Here is a 16,871-nt window from a genome sequence, read left to right as displayed (position 1 = left end):
GGCTTCATGCCAGCCGCAAGGCCGTTAGCTCGGTGATTTGCGCTTCACCGGCCAGACCAATCAGCCCGCCCGCCACCAATTGGTGCACCTTCTCCATGTCGGGCGCAAGGCTGCGGTCATGCATCATGGCCGGCGAGACCTGGCGCACCAGTTGCAGCACACCCTCCAGCACGGTGGAACTCTTGAGCGGTCGCAGAAATTCAATACCTTGTGCGGCAGCCAGCAGTTCGATCGCCACGATGTATTCGGTGTTGCGCAGCATGGGTTGCAACCGGCGCGCCGCGAATGTGGCCATACTCACATGGTCTTCCTGATTGGCCGATGTTGGCAGGCTGTCCACGCTGGCCGGGTGGGCGAGTGATTTGTTCTCTGACGCCAGTGCTGCGGCAGTGACATGCACGATCATGAAGCCGGAATTGAGGCCCGGCTCGGGTGTCAGAAAGGCCGGCAGGCGCGAGGCTACGGTGTCGACCAGCATGGCGATGCGGCGCTCTGTGATGGCTCCGATTTCGGCGATGGCGACTGCCAGCGCGTCGCAAGCCAATGCGACCGGCTCCGCATGGAAATTCCCCCCGGAGAGCAGCGTTGCATCGTCAGCAAACACCAGCGGGTTGTCGGTCACGGCATTGGCTTCGCGCATTAGCACCTGCGTGGCGTAACGCATCTGGTCCAGGCAGGCACCCATCACCTGTGGCTGGCAGCGCAGGCAGTAAGGGTCTTGCACGCGGTCGTCGCCTTCGAGGTGCGAGCGGCGAATCTCGCTGCCCACCATGATGGCGCGGTAGGCCGCAGCGCAGTCGATCTGGCCCGGTTGGCCGCGCACGGCGTGGATGCGTGGGTCAAACGGGCCGTCGCTGCCGCGCGCAGCGTCCAGCGTGACGGCGCCCGAGATCACAGCGGCTTCAAACAGGCGGTCGGTGGCGAGCAGTGCATCCAGCGCCAGCGCGGTCGAGACCTGAGTGCCGTTGATCAGCGCCAGGCCTTCCTTGGCCGACAACTTCACCGGCGTGATGGATACCTGTTTGAGCGCATCACCCGCGGCCATGCGCTCACCTTGGTAGAAGACTTCGCCTTCGCCAATGAGTGGCAGGCACAGGTGGGCCAAGGGGGCCAGGTCGCCCGAAGCGCCTACCGAGCCCTGGCAGGGGATCACCGGCGTCAGGCCTTTGTTGTAGAGCGCTATCAGTGTATCGATCACGACTTCTCGCACACCGGAATAACCGCGTGCCAGGCTCGCGGCCTTGAGCAGCAGCACCAGTCGCACCACGCGCTCGGGCATGGGCTCGCCCACACCCACGGCGTGAGACCGTAGCAGGTTAAGTTGCAGGATTTCGAGGTCGGCCTGCGCTATGCGCTGATTGGCCAGCTTGCCAAAGCCGGTGTTGACGCCGTAGACGGCGGCACCACCCTGTGCCGCCTGCTGTACCAGGGCTGCACTGGCGCGAATGCCCGCTACAGCAGACAGGTCAATGGCGAGTGTTTCACGCCTGGTGTGGATTTGCCGAAGCTGGGACAGCGTGAGATAGCCAGGTTGGATGTTCATGAGGGAGATGTCCGGGTTTCGTCAAAGGGGGCGGCTATGCGCCGCCGGCCATACTGGCGCGTGGTTCGAGCGGAACGCCACGCTTCAGCGTCCCATCATGGGCAGGTTCAGCCCGTTGTCTGTGGCGCTTTGTTTCGCGATGTCATAACCCGCGTCGGCATGGCGCATCACGCCGGTCGCCGGGTCGTTGAATAGCACACGCGCGAGCTTTTCCGACGCCTCGGCAGTGCCGTCGCACACGATGACCACGCCCGAGTGCTGCGAATAGCCCATGCCGACGCCGCCGCCATGGTGCAGGCTGACCCAGGTTGCGCCGCTGGCGGTGTTGAGCAGCGCGTTCAGCAACGGCCAGTCGCTCACGGCATCGCTGCCGTCTTTCATGGCCTCGGTCTCGCGGTTGGGCGAGGCGACGGAGCCGCTGTCCAAGTGGTCGCGGCCGATCACGATGGGGCCTTTGAGCTCACCGTTTTTCACCATCTCGTTAAAGGCCAGGCCTGCCAGGTGACGCTCGCCCAGTCCTATCCAGCAGATGCGCGCCGGCAGGCCCTGGAAGGCGATGCGCTCTTCGGCCATGTCCAGCCAGCGGTGCAGGTGCTTGTTGTTGGGAAAGAGTTCTTTCATCTTCGCGTCGGTTTTTTGGATGTCTTCCGGGTCGCCTGAGAGTGCCACCCAGCGGAAGGGGCCGACGCCGCGGCAAAAGAGCGGGCGAATGTAGGCGGGCACAAAGCCGGGGTAGTCAAAGGCGTTTTCGACGCCGAAATCCTTGGCGACCTGACGCAGGTTGTTGCCATAGTCCACCGTGGGAATGCCCATTTCGTGGAAGGCCAGCATGGCTTTGACGTGCGCCACGCAGGATTCGCCAGCGGCTTTTGTCAGTGCGGCGTGCTGGGCAGGGTCTTTTTGCGCGGCGCGCCATTGCGCGACCGACCAGCCTGCGGGCAGGTAGCCATTGATGATGTCGTGGGCAGAGGTCTGGTCAGTGACGATGTCGGGGCGTATGCCGCCGGCTTTGGCGCGCTTGACCAGCTCCGGAACGATCTCCGCCGCGTTGCCGCACAGGGCGATGGAGACGGCTTCTTTGCGCGAGGTGTGGTGCTTGATCATCTCCAGCGCTTCGTCAAGGTCTTTGGCCTGCTTGTCGACATAGCGCGTGCGCAGCCGGAAGTCGATGCTGGACTGCTGGCACTCGATGTTGAGCGAGCAGGCGCCGGCAAAGGTAGCGGCCAGCGGCTGCGCGCCGCCCATGCCGCCCAGGCCGGCGGTCAGCACCCAGCGGCCTGCGAGATCGCCGTTGAAATGCTGGCGGCCGGCTTCCACAAAAGTTTCATACGTGCCCTGAACGATGCCCTGGGTGCCGATGTAGATCCAGCTGCCGGCCGTCATCTGGCCGTACATCATCAGGCCCGCGCGGTCCAGTTCGTTGAAATGCTCCCAGGTCGCCCACTTGGGTACCAGGTTGGAATTGGCGATCAGCACGCGCGGCGCGCCCGTGTGGGTGCGGAACACGCCGACCGGCTTGCCCGACTGCACCAGCAGGGTTTCGTCGGCTGTGAGTTTGCGCAGGGAATCAAGGATGGCGTCAAAGGCCGGCCAGTTGCGGGCTGCCTTGCCAATGCCGCCGTACACCACGAGCTCGTCAGGGTTTTCGGCGACTTCCGGGTCCAGGTTGTTCTGGATCATGCGGTAGGCCGCCTCGATTTGCCAGTTGGCGCAGGTAAGGGTGCTGCCGCGGGGCGCGCGCACGGGGCGGGCCTTGCTATCCAGAAAAGGGGTTTGGGAAAGATCGGACATGAGACTGCTCCGGAGAAGACGGGATAACAGGGGAATTTCACAGCACCAGAAAAAAGGAATCAACCGGCGACAGGATAAATCGTAGTTGTCTATACAACTTGTGTCAACTGCGGTAATCTATGGTTTGTGCGCAAAAGCCGGGCCGGCAACCCTGACCGGCCGATGAAAGGTCGGGACTTTTGCGGTGACAATGATTTTTTACACACGCGAGCACTCCGCTGAACCATGGCCACCACACCACTGCCTGCCTACGGTCAGGTCAAGGCATTCATCAAAAAACGCATCAGTGCCGGCACCTGGAAGCCCGGCGACCCGGTGCCCAGCGAAGCCGTGCTCATGGAGCAGTTCGGCGTGAGCCGCATGACGGTCAACCGGGCGCTGCGCGAGTTGATGGGCGAGGGCATGGTTACGCGCATCCAGGGCTCCGGCACTTTTGTGGCGGAGCTGCACCGCATTTCCTCCACACTGACCATTCGTGACATTCATGAGGAAGTGGTGGAACGGGGGCACGTACACACTTCGCGCGTGCTGCTCGCTGAATCTGAAAAAGCCAGCGCCGACCTGGCGCGCACCCTGGGCTTGCGGCCGGGCGGGCGGGTGTTTCACACGATATTGATTCACCTGGAGAACGGCGTGCCGATTCAGTATGAAGACCGATATGTGAACCCGGCGGCGGCACCTGATTATTTAAAGACCGACTTCACCCAGACCACACCCACCCACCATTTGCTCGAGCAGGCGCCGCTCACCGAGGCCAGCTATTCCATTGAGGCCTGCCTGCCCTCGGCGTTGGAGGCCAAACACCTGGACATCAAGCCCGCAGAGGCGTGCCTCGCCATGATGCGGCGCACCGTGAGCGGCAGCAACATCGCCAGTGTGGCGCGCCTGGTGTACCCAGGCTCTCGTTACAGTTTTGCCGGGAAGTTTCAGGCATGAGCCCGCCGGGCTGTCCCATGGGCTCATACCCCAGCGCTGTGGCGCGGAGGTTTCCTCAATGAGCTGGAACATCGTGCGGCTGGTCGACATCCCCGCGACGCCGTGGCGCAATGGCGGTGGCGTCACGCGTGAGCTGGCCATGTGGCCAGATGCGGGTGACTGGGCGTGGCGCATGTCGGTGGCGGATGTGGACAAGAGCGGACCGTTTTCGAAGTTCGAAGGCATCGAGCGCTGGTTCGCGGTGCTTGAAGGCGCGGGGGTTCACCTGGACGTAGCGGGTGTGCCGCACCGCGTAACAGCCAGCGACGCGCCGCTCTTTTTTGATGGCGCTGCGGAAACCGGTTGCGGCTTGATTGACGGCAAGACGCGCGATTTCAACCTGATGGTGCGCCGGGGCAACGCGCCTTCCCGCATGGTTCGCGTGGCAGGACGTTTTTCAGAAACCCTGCATGCTATGAAAACGATAGCTGTGTACGCATACGGATCAAGCGCTACAGTGTTATTTGATGAAGAAGTTTTGCAGCTGGAACCAGCGGCGCTGGCCTGGCGCACGGTAACGGGTAGCGCTGCGGTTCGCATCGCTGCAGAGCAAGCCCTCTGGATGGAGATACCCGCATGAGCCTGCAACTCTGGACCAACTGCCGCGCGGCCACGCTGCAAGCCGGCGCCGCACAGCCTTATGGGTTGATTGAAGATGCTGCGCTGGTGGTGGAGGGCGAATCCATCGTGTGGGTGGGCCCACGTGCTGATGTGCCTGCAGACCTTTTCGCTCGCTGCACAACGCAGCATGACGCCGGCGGTGCATTGGTCACTCCCGGTCTCATCGATTGCCACACCCATCTTGTCTACGGTGGCGACCGCGCCCACGAATTCGAGTTGCGCTTGAACGGCGCGACCTATGAAGAGATTGCCCTTGCCGGTGGCGGCGTCGCCTCGACCGTGAAGGCGACTCGCTCCGCCAGCACGCAGCAACTTCAAGCGCAGAGTGCGGCCAGGCTTCAACGATTGATTGCCGAAGGCGTGACCACACTCGAGATCAAGTCCGGCTATGGCCTGGCGCTGGAGCATGAACGCAAGACGCTGTCGGTGGCGCGCGCGCTGGGGAAAACCCATGCGGTGGATATTCGCACCACTTTTTTGGGTGCCCATGCGGTGCCGGCTGAATTCGCCGGGCGCACTGACGCCTATGTTGATGCCGTACTGGAAATGCTGCCGGCGCTGCACGCCGAAGGACTGGTTGATGCGGTCGACGCGTTTTGCGAGCGCATTGCTTTCAGCCCCGCGCAGACCGAGCGGGTTTTTGCCGCGGCCAAGGCCCTGGGCGTTCCTGTCAAGCTGCATGCCGAGCAGCTCAGCGACAGTGGTGGCGCGCAGCTCGCGGCGCGCTATGGCGCGCTCAGCTGCGACCACCTGGAGTGGTTGTCGGCTGAGGGCGCGCAGGCGATGGCGGCCGCCGGTTCCGTGGCGGTGCTGTTGCCCGGTGCGTTTTATTTCTTGCGTGAAACGAAGTTGCCGCCTATGGCCTTGCTGCGCGAGCACGGCGTGGCGATGGCGATTTCTACCGACTGCAACCCGGGCAGCTCGCCCTGCACCTCTTTGCTGCTGATGCTCAACATGGCGTGCACGCTGTTCCGCCTGACGCCTGAAGAAGCGCTGGCCGGCGTCACGCGCCATGCCGCCGCTGCGCTAGGTCTGCGCGACCGGGGCGTGCTGGCCGCCGGCATGCGGGCTGATTTTGTGCTGTGGGGTGTTGAGCGGCCGGCGGAGCTGAGCTACGCCTTTGGCGCGAACCCGCGCTTTCAAACAGTTTTCAAGGGCCAGGTCTTATGAACGAACGCTCGAGCGAAGTTTTTACATTGCACCAGGGTACGGTTCCGCTGCTGGTCAGCATGCCGCACATCGGCACCGAGATACCGGCCGAACTCAAGGGCGGCTACACCGATGAAGCCCTCCGGGTCGAGGACACCGACTGGCATTTGCATCTGCTCTACAACTTTTTGCCGGCGCTGGGCGCCAGCGTATTGCGGCCGCACTATTCGCGTTATGTGATTGACCTGAACCGCCCGCCCGACGATGTGCCCATGTACCCCGGTGCATCCAACACCGAGCTGTGCCCCACGCACTTTTTCAGTGGCGCGCCGCTTTACAAAGCAGGCCACGAGCCCGCACCCGAAGAACGCGCGCGCCGTCGCGAGGCCTACTGGCAGCCCTACCATTCGGCACTGGCCGGTGAGCTGGCGCGGCTGAAAGCCCAGCACGGCTTTGCCTTGTTGTGGGATGCGCACAGCATCCGTTCGCAAATTCCCTGGCTCTTTGAAGGCAAGCTGCCCGATCTCAACATCGGCACGGCCAGCGGTGCGAGTGCGAATGAAACCATCACCGCTGCAGTGGTACAGGCCTGCGCCGCCGCGCCCCATATCACCACCGCCGTTAACGGCCGCTTCAAGGGGGGCTACATCACGCGCCACTACGGCCAGCCGGACAGCGATGTGCATGCCGTGCAGCTTGAGATGTGCCAGAGCCTCTATATGCAGGAAGCGCCTCCCTACGCGTACGACGAAATGCTGGCATCGAAAGTTCAGCCTTTGTTAGAGAAAATGGTCTTCAGCGCCCTGCTGGCTTGCGTGTGCTGCTATGAAAAGTGAAGCAAGCCGGTTTTTCACCGAAGCGGCCTGGGTGCAGGGTGCATGGGCCAAAGACGTACTGCTGACGGTCGCCGGCAACGGCACCTGGCAAAGTGTGGAGCCCGGCGCCACGGCGCAGCAGCAAGAAGGCGCCACGCGTCTGCCTGGCCCGATCCTGCCTGGTTTGGTCAATGCGCACAGCCATGCCTTTCAGCGCGCGATGGCGGGCCTGACGGAGCGGCGCAGCGAGGGCGCCCATGCATCCGACGATTTCTGGAGCTGGCGCGACCGCATGTACACCGCGGCCAACCGCATCACGCCCGAACAGCTCGAAGCGATTGCAAGCCAGCTCTATGCCGAGCTGCTGGCCGGCGGCTATACCCAGGTCTGTGACTTCCACTACCTGCATAACGACATCAGCGGCGCGCCCTATGCCAACCCGATAGAAATGTCGCTGGCGCTTGTGCGCGCCGCGCAGCGCACGGGTATTGGCCTCACCTTGCTGCCCACGCTCTACATGCGCTCGGGCTTCAAGGCAACGGGTTTGCGGGAAGACCAGCGCCGTTTTTCATCGACGCCCGAGAGCGTCATGCGCATGGTCGAAGACATCCAGCGCCAGACAAAGGGCGACGCGCGCATCAATACTGGTGTGGCCGTGCATTCATTACGCGCGGCCAGCCCGGCTGCGCTGCATGAGCTCACAGGCGCAGCCAAAGCAGCCGGCCTGCCGGTACACATCCACATCGCTGAGCAGACGCAGGAAGTCGATGACTGCCTGGCGCACACCGGCCAGCGCCCGATTGAATGGCTACTCAACAACGCCGATGTCGATGCCCGCTGGAACCTGGTGCACGCCACTCACTCGACACCGGCCGAGTTGCAAGGCGTGCAGGGCAAAGGCGCCTCCATTGTGATTTGCCCCGCAACTGAAGCAAATCTGGGCGACGGCGTGTTTGATTTGCCGGCCTACGCAGCCGCAGGCGGCAAGTGGTCCATAGGCTCCGACAGCCACGTCACCCGCAGCTGGCCTGAAGAGCTGCGCCTGCTGGAATATTCGCAACGCCTCACGCTGCGTCAGCGCAACATCGCCGCCCGCATCCTGGGCCACGAGAGCAGCGCGGCTGGCTTGTTCGAATCCGCACTGGTGGGCGGTTTCCCCGCAACTGGCCGGATGCAGGGTGGTTTCGCGCCCGGGCATCGGGCGGACTTCATGACGCTGGATCCCGGTTCGCCCGCGTTGCTGGGTGTGCCGGTTCACCATCTGCTGGATGCGCTGGTGTTTTCGAGCCCAGGCGGAGTGGTTGGCGAGGTATTTGTAGCCGGGGAGCGTGTACTGGCCAGCGGGCCAGGTGCAGAGAAAAGGCGGCAGCTCGCAGAAAACTTCAGCCAGGCCATGCGCGAACTATGGCGTTGAAAGGTCAAAGGTCGCCAGTTGCACTTTTATGTGCGAAATAGCGTTCCGGGCCAATAGTGACGGGCGCAAGCAGCTATTAAAACAGGAGTATGTGGTACCACCAACAGGAATCGAACCTGTATCTAGCGCTTAGGAGGCACTCGTTCTATCCATTGAACTATGGCGGCACTTCTCTTGGAGAAGCTGCAATTGTATTCGGTGGCGAAAGCCGGCCTCGCCCTCAGGAATCACCTCAGTCGTAAGGCACGGTGAAGATCAGGTCCACCGCGCTTTGCTGGCCGGCCTGGGCGCGCACGGTGAAGCGTTGCGAGAGGTCGTAAAACACGTAGAGCGTGCCCAGTGCGCCGGTCACGGTGCGCTCATAGGCGGCGTAGAAATTGCGCGAAAAGCGCTTGCCCAGCGTGACGGCGCCTTCTGTCGTGGTGCCGTCCGTGTTGCTGGATGCGCCGCGGTAGGACAGCTCGTCCAGTCCCAGCGAGGCAGCCAGGCCGCCCGACATGCCGCCGCCTTTGCTACCCAGCAGGGCCAGGGCGGCCTGCTGCAGTAGCGCGGCTTCGGCTCCGCCTGAAGCCGACGAGCGGCCCACCACCAGCCACGAGAGTTTTTCGGCGTCGGGCAGCTCGGGTTGCGCGTACAGGCGCACGCGCGGCAGCAGGGCGGTGCCGGTAATTTGCACGCCCACGCGCTGCGTGAGGTTGGGGCGAATCGCCAGGATATCGAGCGAAGGGTTGTCGATGGCGCCGGTAAAGCGCAGCATGCCTTGCTCCACATCCAGGCGCTGGCCGTAGGCGCGGTACTGGCCGCCTGCCGTGTTGATGGTGCCGTTGAGCCGGGGCTCGCGCAGCGTTTCACCGCTCAGGGCCAGCGTGCCGCGCACACGCGTGTCTATGCCCTTGCCCTGGATGCGGAAGTCGCGGCCCAGGTCAAGCTCCACCGCCAGTTTGACGGGGCGCGCGTCGCGGTCGGCGATTTCGTCGCTGGTCTGCGCGGGTGCCTTTTGGCCCGCCGCCGCGCCGCGGGTGGTGCGCACCACCACGTCGTCGCCGAGTTGCGGCGTACCTTCGTCGGGCAGGATGATGCGGGCCTGGTCGATCACCAGCTTGCCGGTGAGTTCAGTTTGTTGTCCCTTGAGGCCGGCCTGCACCTCGCCCGATACCGTCAGTTGCCGGTCGGTACGGATGCTGGCCCGCAAGCTTTCGAGCCTGGCCGTGAGCTGCACCTGCGGCTTGCCCTCCACCCAGCCGGCTTCGCCCTGGGCCGTGAGAACGCCGCCCGTGCCCTTGTCGCCCGCGCCCTGCAGCGTGAACTCGTTGATGCGCATGCGCGTGCCGTCGAGTTTGGCGCGCAGGCGGCCGTTGCCGAATTCGATGCCGTCTACCACCGAGCGCAGGGCGAGGTCGTTGGCCTGCAGGTCGCCGGCCAGTTGCGGCGCGGCGCGGGTGCCGCTGATCGCGACGTCAGCGCCCAGCGAGCCGCGCAGCCGCCAGCCCGGCGGCGCCAGCACTGACCACACGCCGATGCGCGGCAGCTGGGCGCGCAGCTGGCCGGCCAGCGGTGCATCGGCCGGCCAGAGCCAGCCGCCGCCGGCGGTGGCTGGCGCGCGGGCCAAACGGGTCCTGAGCTGGCCGTCTGCCGTGCCCGCGCGTTCGCTGTCCCAGCGCAGCGCCAGCGTGACGGCCTCGCCTTCGCTTTGCAGCGAGAGGCGCGCTTCCTTCACGCCGGCCGCCACGCGCGCCGCCATGCCTTGCACGGTTTCGGCTTGCACGGTGATGTCGCCGCTGCTGCGTGCGAGGCTGACTTTCAGGCGCAGCGTGTCACCCAGCGTGGCGTCCCAGTCGCCATCCAGCAGCAGGGTGCCGCCCAGGCCTGCGCCGGCCATTTGCGGGCCGGCCAGCAGTTCTATCCAGGCCAGCGGCAGGCCGCTGAGCTTGCCGGCGGTGACGAGTTCACGGCCCGGCCGCCAGCGAACCGGTTGCCACGCCAGCGTGGCCTGCGAAGGGGCACTGGTGGATGCGCCCGAAGGCGGCGCGACCAGAAGGGCTTCTCCCGCGCCGCTTTCAAACAGGTCACCATTGCGCGCGGGCGTCCACTTGAGCGGCACGGTGCTGCGGGTCTTGAGCTGCCAGGCCCCCTTGCCCAGCGTGGGGTCTTCCACACTCACACTGAGCTGCTTGACCAGGCCTTGCCACGCGGATTCAGCGAGCGGGGCGTTGCGTGCGGCGCCGTTGTTGAGTCGCCCGCCTTCTGCCGCCAGCTGCAGGGTGTAGCGGCGCTGGCCTGCTTCCATGCGGCCTTGCGTGGCCAGCTGTGCCTGGCTCAGGCGGCCGGAAAGCGTGGCCTGGAAGGCGCGGATTTTCAGGGCCTCTGCGGTAGCGACTGGTGCTGTTCCTGCTGTGCTGGAAGTTGTCGCAGCGGCGGGCGCAGGCGTTGCCATGCGCCAGTCAAGTGAAGGCAGGTCCAGCCGTGCCTGCAAGGCCGGATCTTGCCAGCCACCTTGCCAGCTGGCTTGCAGTTCGGCGCTGCCGCTCGCCGATGCGCTCTTCAATGATGCGGGCAGGCCCGGGAGTTTTTGCAGCCAGCGCAGGGCTTGCGCCATGTCGCGGCCGCGCAGGCTCACGTCGCCTTTGCCGCTGGTTTGCCGCAGTTCCCCTTGCAGTTGAGCGTCCAGTCCGGGGGCTGTCAGTGTGAGTTTTCCCTTGCCGCCTTTTGCGCTGGGTTGGGCCTCAAGCTGACCTGCCAGCTCGGCGTCGTCGGTGCGTACGCGCAGAGCCGACAGCACCAGCGTGCCGCCGGCCTGTTCGGCATTCCAGCTGCCGGTGGCACTGGCATCGCGCAGGCGCAGCTGGCCCAGCGGATTGTTCCTGGCGCTGGCGTCATTGCGTGCTGCCTGCACGTTTGCGTCAAAGCTTATGACCGGGCCCTGGCTGCGGATGTCGGCTTTGCCGTCCAGCGGCAGCGGCGCCAGTTGGCTGTGCAAGAGGGCCGGGTTGACGTGTTGGAGCGTTGCCCGCAGCTTCCACGCGGGTGCTGCAAGGGATGTGGTGGGCGCATCAGCCCACTCGCCGCTGGCCAGCAGCTCGCCGCCGCCCAACTGAGCCTTGAGCGTGCGCACCATGGCCATGCCGCTACGCCACTCGCCTTGGATTTCCAGCCGATCCAGGGGCAGCTTGTGCTGGTCCCAGGGGCCAGGCAGGGAATTGGCCAGTTGCAGTTGCAACTGCCAGGCGGATGTCGATGAAGCGCTTGCCGGTGAACTTGCAGAGGCTGCAGGCCGCACGTTGGCGCTGCCCGTCAGCAAGGTTTGTGGGCCTTCGGGCCAGAAGGCTGCTACATCCAGGTCACGAAAATCCGCATCAGCTTGCGGCAGGGGTTGTGGAGCCCAGGGCATCACGCGTGCTGTTGCAGTTGCCTGTGGTTGCCGCTGGTTTTTGCGGGGTGATGTGGCGGAAGGCTGAGCGCTCACTTGCAGCTCGGCCTTCACCAGCAGTTCGGTGAGGGGGCCGTGGGCCGTGGCTTTGAAAGCCAGCGGCACGGGCGCTTTTGTGCCGGGAATCTGCGTGTCCAGTGCGCCTGCCAGACTGGCATCAAGCTTCAACGGGCTGTGTGACGATAAGGTCGCGCGCCCGTTGTAGCGGCCGTGCGCTACCTGCGCGCTGAGCAATTCCAGCTGGTGGTCTATGCCCTTGAACGCATAGTTTCCAGTGATGGCGGAGGCTGAAAACGCCGCGCCGCCCGTCCATTGAAACTGCCCGATGGAAAACCCGTCAAGCACCACCGGCAGCGGCAAGCCCAGCGCTGAAGGCGGCACCGACGGCGTGGTCGAGGGCGAGCGTTGATCGTTGACCTGCACGCTGGCTGCAGCCAGCCGGTTGACCTCCAGCGTGCCGTGCAGCAGCGACCACGGTTGCCAGGCGAGGGTGACATCTCTCACATCCACACGCAAGCCATCTTGCTGCCACACCAGTTGGTCAACATGCCCGCCCGCGCGTAACGAGCCTGTCACGCGTTCGGCGCTCAGCGGCTGGGTTCGAGCGATCCAGTTCAATGCGGTGGCCAGTGAGCCGTCGGTGCCGGCCCACCACCAGGCGCCTGCAGTGACGCCGATAGCCAGCACCACCACGCTGCCTGCGGTCCAGGCTGTGACGCGCAGCCAGCGCCGTGGTGGGCGTGCAGGCCCCGGTGCGGCTGGAGGAATCGAGGTCTTCGGCGTGTCCATCAGAAAACAAATCCCACGCTGACGTGCAGGCGCAGCTGTTTGACTTTCACACCATAGGCCAGGTCAATCTGCAGCGGCCCGATAGGGCTTTTCCAGCGCACGCCGGTGCCGATGCCGACGGAAGGTTTCATGTCTTTGGGGTTGTCTGCCACGGCGCCTGCATCGATGAAGAAAGTGTTCTCCCATTCGCTGGGCCGGCCGTCGCGCAGCATCGGGCGCTGGTATTCCACGCTGCCCACCGCCATGTAGCGGCCCGGCCCAGTCACACCGTTGTCCAGTTTGATGCCGATGTCACGATAGCCGTAGCCGCGGACGGTGGTGTCGCCGCCCGTTCGGAACAGCAAGGTGCCGGGAATGCGCGCCGAGTCTTTGGCCAGCACGGCGCCGCCCTCGGCGCGCATGGCGATGCGGCCCCGCTCCAGCGGCACAATGCCGAGCCAGCGGCCCACGGCGCGGGTGAGAGGCAGGTGCTGCGACCCCATGGTGCTGCCGGCGCCGAGTTCAAAGCCCAGGCCGTAGCCCTTGCTCGGGAATGGCAGGCTGTCGAAGTAGCGACCCGTCCAGACATAGTTGGCGGTCAGGGCCGAGCCGTCGCCGATATCGGCGGCGGAGCTGTTGATCTGGCCGCTGCCGCTCACGCTCGCCCTGTCGTATTGCAAATAGATGTTGCGGTCTATGCGTTCGCCGGCCTGCGTGCGGCCAAAGCGCAGGCGCCCGGAGCGGGTGACGAGCTCGTTGTCGTCGACACGTTCGGTGCGCGCCAGGGCCACCCAGCGCCAGCTGGCCTCATCGGGAATCGAGGTCCATTCGGTCTGGGCGAAAGGTGATTTCTTTTCGAGTTGCAGTTTGGTGACGGCGCGCCAATTGGTGCCCGGCACGCGCAGGTGTGTGTGCTCAATCGAGGCGCGCGGCCCGCTGTCGGTGGTAACGCCCACGCCCAGAATGACCTTCTGCAGTTTGGCTTCGCGCACCTGTACCTGGACGGGCGCTGCCTGCGGATCGCTTTCGGGATCGACAAAGATATAAGCCGAATCGAAATAACCGCTGGAAGCCAGCCGCTGCTGCGCTTCGGTCAGCTGCTTCTGGTCGTACATGGCGCCGGCATTGAGGCGTGCCAGGCGCGGCACCAGCACCGGGTCGTAGCGCTCGACACCTGTGACCTGCATGGGGCCCAGGCGGTAGAGGGGGCCGGAGTCGAGCTTGAGGCTCAGGGCTGCGCTGTGCTCCGGTGCGTCCACATCGGCCAGGCTGCCTGCCAGCTTGCCGGCCGGGTAGCGGCGGGCAACCAGGTCGCGCAGGGCCTGTGTCTTGGCGCTGTCCCAGGCGTCCTGCGTAAAGCGTTGGCCCGTGGGCAGACGCCAGTCGCGCTGGATTTCCGCGCGCTGGGCCTGCGCATCCGGGTCGGGGGATTCGGCAATATCGCCTGCAAAGTCGATTGCCACCGGCCCGACCGTTGTAGCCTGACCCGGCTCCACCGCGACCACAATGGTCGGCCGCTGGCCTGACCCCGCGGCGGTGCCGCCTTCTCGCGTAATGGCGATGGTCGGGCTGAAATAACCCAGCGTGCCCACCAGGTTGCGCACATTGCGCTCGGCCAGCACGATCAGGCGGGCCAGTTCGGCCTCGTCCAGGTCGGTCACAGCGCGGTAGCGTTGCAACTCAAGGTGTCTTTCGAGCAGCTCCTTGATGGGCTGCGGCGCGCGCACCGCGATGTCAAAGGCCGTAACTTCAGGCTGAGCGCTGGTTGGGCCGGTAGAGCCCTGCGGTGTGGGCTCAGGCGTGACTTTCTGAGGGGGCGGAGGTGGGGCTGGCGCGGTTTGTGTGACGCCGGAAGGCAGTGTCGCTGTGTTGCCGGACTGCGCAGGCGCAGCCGTTTGCGCGGCGGCCAAAGGCGCCAAAAATATCGCAGAGAGGGCGAAAGCAGGGATGAAGCCGGCGCTGGTCGGCAATCCTGCCGGGGTGGCCGTCCGTGCGCAGTGGGTACTGTGGGTACTTGGATGGGTCACGAAGGCAGTTTACTTGAGCGCCCCAGCGCTCAGGCGTAGGAGGCGAACGCTACTTCGAGAGCATTCGCATGGCTTCTTCCAGGCCCTTGATGGTCAGCGGGTACATGCGCTGGTTAACCAGTTGCTGGATCACGCTGATGCTCTGACGGTATTGCCAGACACCCTGCGGTTCGGGGTTGATCCAGGCGAATTTGGGGAAGGCGTTGGTCAGGCGCTGCATCCATTCGGCGCCGGCTTCTTCGTTGTTGTATTCCACGCTGCCACCCGGCTGCAGGATTTCGTAGGGGCTCATGGTCGCATCGCCGACGAAGATGAGTTTGTAATCCTTGTTGTACTTGCGGATGATGTCCCAGGTCGGGAATTTCTCGCTGAAGCGGCGGCGGTTGTTCTTCCACATGAAGTCGTAGACGCAGTTGTGGAAGTAATAAAACTCGAGGTGCTTGAACTCGGCCTTCACGGCAGAGAACATTTCCTCGACGCGATGGATGTGCTCGTCCATGGTGCCGCCCACGTCCATCAGCAGCAGCACCTTCACATTGTTGTGACGCTCGGGCACCATCTTGATGTCCAGCCAGCCGGCATTGGCCGCCGTGGAACGTATGGTGTCGTCCAGGTCCAGTTCTTCGACATTGCCTTGGCGTGCGAACTTGCGCAAGCGGCGCAGCGCGACCTTGATGTTGCGCGTGCCGAGCTCCTGGGTGTCGTCGTAGTCCTTGTAGGCGCGCTGGTCCCAGACTTTCACGGCGCTTTTGTTGCGGCTTTTCTCCTGGCCAATGCGTATGCCTTGCGGGTTGAAGCCGTTCGCGCCAAAGGGCGATGTGCCGCCCGTGCCTATCCATTTGCTGCCGCCTTCGTGGCGCTCTTTCTGCTCTTCAAAACGCTTTTTGAGCGTTTCCATGAGTTCGTCCCAGCCCATCTTCTCAATCTTGGCTTTTTCTTCGGGGCTGAGTTCCAGCTCGAGGTTTTTGCGCAGCCATTCGAGCGGGATGTCTTTGGTGAAGTCGGCCAGCATTTCCACGCCTTTGAAGTAGGCGGCAAAGGCGCGGTCGAATTTGTCGTAGTTTTTTTCGTCTTTCACCAGCACCGTGCGGCTGAGGTAATAGAAGTCATCGATCTTCCAGGCGCCTTCGCCCTCGTGCGCTTCGAGCTTGTCGCTGTTTGGGCCGACGACGCCTGCCTGCAGTGCTTCGAGCAGCATCAGGTATTCCTTGACGGAGACCGGCAGCTTGGCCGAGCGCAGGGTGTAGAAGAAATCGATCAGCATGGAAACTCCTTGGCGGCAAGCGCTTCAGGCTCGTGGCTTATCCAGAAGATAGAGCAACTGTGCTTTCACTTCGGGCCATTCGCCTGCGGCCAGGCTATACATCACGGTGTCGCGGATCGTGCCGTCGCGGCGCAATGCATGGCCGCGCAGCACGCCGTCTTTGCGGGCGCCCAGGCGCTCGATGGCGCGCTGCGAAGCGTGGTTGAAGTTGTCGGTGCGCCAGCCCACGATATTGCAGCCCAGCGTGTCGAAGGCGTGGCTCAGCATCAGCAGCTTGCAGGTGGTGTTGACATGGGTGCGCTGGCAGCGCGCGGCGTACCAGGTGTAACCAATCTCGACGCGTTTGAGGTTGGGCACGATGTCGTGGTAACTGGTGGAGCCCTGTACTTCGCCAGAGGCGGCGTCCGTGACTGCAAAGGCCAGGCGATTGTTGGTGGCCAGCGCGGTTTCAATATAGCCGCGCGTTTCGTGAGGCTCGGGCACCGAGGTGATGCGCAGCTTCCAGAGTTCGCCATCGGCGGCCGCGGCCTTGAGGCCTGCGTCGTGCGCCAGCGTCAGCGGTACGAGGCTCACGCCGCGCGATTCCAGGGTCACGGGTTCGACAAACGCCATGCTTACTTCTCTCCTTCGGGTTTTTGCCGGTTCCTCCAGCGTCGGGCCACTTGCAGCCCCAGGCCGCCGCCCAGGCCCACCAGCACGATGCCCGCGATGGCGCCGTTGCCGTAGCCGGCTTCAAAAATGTCGAAGCCGAGCAGATGGCCGGCCCAAAAGCCGAGAAGCGCGCCGCCGACAAAGCCGACCGCGTCCGACAGGCCTTCGATCAGCAGTGATTTTTGGTTCATATGAGTTAGCTCTAACTGGCGACAATAATTTTGCGGATTGGCTGCAGGGTCTGCGGATCTAGTTCATCAAGGACTGTGAGGGCTAGCCGAAAAGATTGTTGATTTTTCACAGTTACCTGTATGTCACCGTACTGCACCTTGATCAGCTGCAATTCCGCAATAGGTTCTGTGATGTACATGTTGTTCAGCGATTGTTGCGCTGCTTGAAAACCAGCTTCTCGAACAGGGTCACGTC

The 16,871-nt window shown here is 64.0% G+C and carries 13 protein-coding genes and 1 tRNA gene; 5 read left to right on the top strand and 9 right to left on the bottom strand.

What is annotated here, in order from left to right; all coding sequences use genetic code 11:
- Positions 1-4: 4 nt before the first annotated feature.
- Both hutH and hutU read right to left on the bottom strand, forming a co-directional pair.
- Positions 5-1,543 carry a histidine ammonia-lyase gene (hutH, locus tag AC1D1X_RS02840; protein ID WP_477668328.1) on the bottom strand — a complete coding sequence of 513 codons (1,539 nt, stop codon included), beginning with the start codon at positions 1,541-1,543 and terminating at the stop codon, positions 5-7.
- Positions 1,544-1,627: 84 nt separating this feature from the next.
- Positions 1,628-3,334, bottom strand: coding sequence for a urocanate hydratase (gene hutU, locus AC1D1X_RS02835; RefSeq protein WP_477697795.1), 1,707 nt, complete (start codon positions 3,332-3,334; stop codon positions 1,628-1,630).
- A gap of 225 nt (positions 3,335-3,559) precedes the next feature.
- On the opposite strand from hutU, the gene hutC reads away from it, so the two are divergent.
- From hutC to AC1D1X_RS02810, 5 genes are read left to right on the top strand one after another with little or no spacing between them, the layout of a single operon-like run.
- A complete protein-coding gene (gene hutC / locus AC1D1X_RS02830; protein ID WP_477648331.1) occupies positions 3,560-4,270 on the top strand; it encodes a histidine utilization repressor in 711 nt (236 codons plus the stop codon).
- Positions 4,271-4,328: 58 nt separating this feature from the next.
- A complete protein-coding gene (locus tag AC1D1X_RS02825; protein ID WP_477668326.1) occupies positions 4,329-4,889 on the top strand; it encodes a HutD/Ves family protein in 561 nt (186 codons plus the stop codon).
- Positions 4,886-6,100 (top strand): imidazolonepropionase, encoded by a 1,215-nt coding sequence (gene hutI / locus AC1D1X_RS02820; protein ID WP_477668325.1) that lies wholly within the window; start codon positions 4,886-4,888, stop codon positions 6,098-6,100. The genes AC1D1X_RS02825 and hutI overlap by 4 nt, the downstream gene beginning before the upstream one ends.
- The gene (gene hutG / locus AC1D1X_RS02815) at positions 6,097-6,915 is read left to right on the top strand and encodes an N-formylglutamate deformylase (RefSeq protein ID WP_477668324.1); all 819 of its coding nucleotides are present in this window, start codon (positions 6,097-6,099) and stop codon (positions 6,913-6,915) included. The genes hutI and hutG overlap by 4 nt, the downstream gene beginning before the upstream one ends.
- The gene (locus AC1D1X_RS02810; protein ID WP_477668323.1) at positions 6,905-8,308 is read left to right on the top strand and encodes a formimidoylglutamate deiminase; all 1,404 of its coding nucleotides are present in this window, start codon (positions 6,905-6,907) and stop codon (positions 8,306-8,308) included. Before hutG ends, AC1D1X_RS02810 begins: the two co-directional genes overlap by 11 nt.
- A gap of 92 nt (positions 8,309-8,400) precedes the next feature.
- Here the strand turns inward: AC1D1X_RS02810 and AC1D1X_RS02805 are convergent.
- From AC1D1X_RS02805 to AC1D1X_RS02775, 7 genes are all read right to left on the bottom strand, one after another.
- Positions 8,401-8,475 (bottom strand) — tRNA-Arg (locus AC1D1X_RS02805).
- A gap of 65 nt (positions 8,476-8,540) precedes the next feature.
- Positions 8,541-12,524 (bottom strand): translocation/assembly module TamB domain-containing protein, encoded by a 3,984-nt coding sequence (locus AC1D1X_RS02800; RefSeq protein ID WP_477668322.1) that lies wholly within the window; start codon positions 12,522-12,524, stop codon positions 8,541-8,543.
- Positions 12,524-14,530, bottom strand: coding sequence for an autotransporter assembly complex protein TamA (locus AC1D1X_RS02795; RefSeq protein ID WP_477668321.1), 2,007 nt, complete (start codon positions 14,528-14,530; stop codon positions 12,524-12,526). Before AC1D1X_RS02795 ends, AC1D1X_RS02800 begins: the two co-directional genes overlap by 1 nt.
- A gap of 49 nt (positions 14,531-14,579) precedes the next feature.
- Positions 14,580-15,794: a vWA domain-containing protein gene (locus AC1D1X_RS02790; protein ID WP_477668320.1), complete on the bottom strand. Its 1,215-nt coding sequence runs from the start codon at positions 15,792-15,794 to the stop codon at positions 14,580-14,582.
- Between the two features lie 24 nt (positions 15,795-15,818).
- Positions 15,819-16,406: a GNAT family N-acetyltransferase gene (locus AC1D1X_RS02785; protein WP_477697794.1), complete on the bottom strand. Its 588-nt coding sequence runs from the start codon at positions 16,404-16,406 to the stop codon at positions 15,819-15,821.
- Between the two features lie 2 nt (positions 16,407-16,408).
- The gene (locus AC1D1X_RS02780) at positions 16,409-16,636 is read right to left on the bottom strand and encodes a hypothetical protein (RefSeq protein ID WP_477668318.1); all 228 of its coding nucleotides are present in this window, start codon (positions 16,634-16,636) and stop codon (positions 16,409-16,411) included.
- A gap of 11 nt (positions 16,637-16,647) precedes the next feature.
- A partial coding sequence (locus tag AC1D1X_RS02775; RefSeq protein ID WP_477697793.1) for a hypothetical protein occupies positions 16,648-16,871 on the bottom strand: 224 nt, incomplete at its 5' end.

Source organism: Polaromonas sp. P1_G4 (assembly GCF_056405475.1).
The sequence above is the reverse complement of the archived record's forward strand: the minus strand, read 5'-3'. Positions and strand labels throughout refer to the sequence as shown.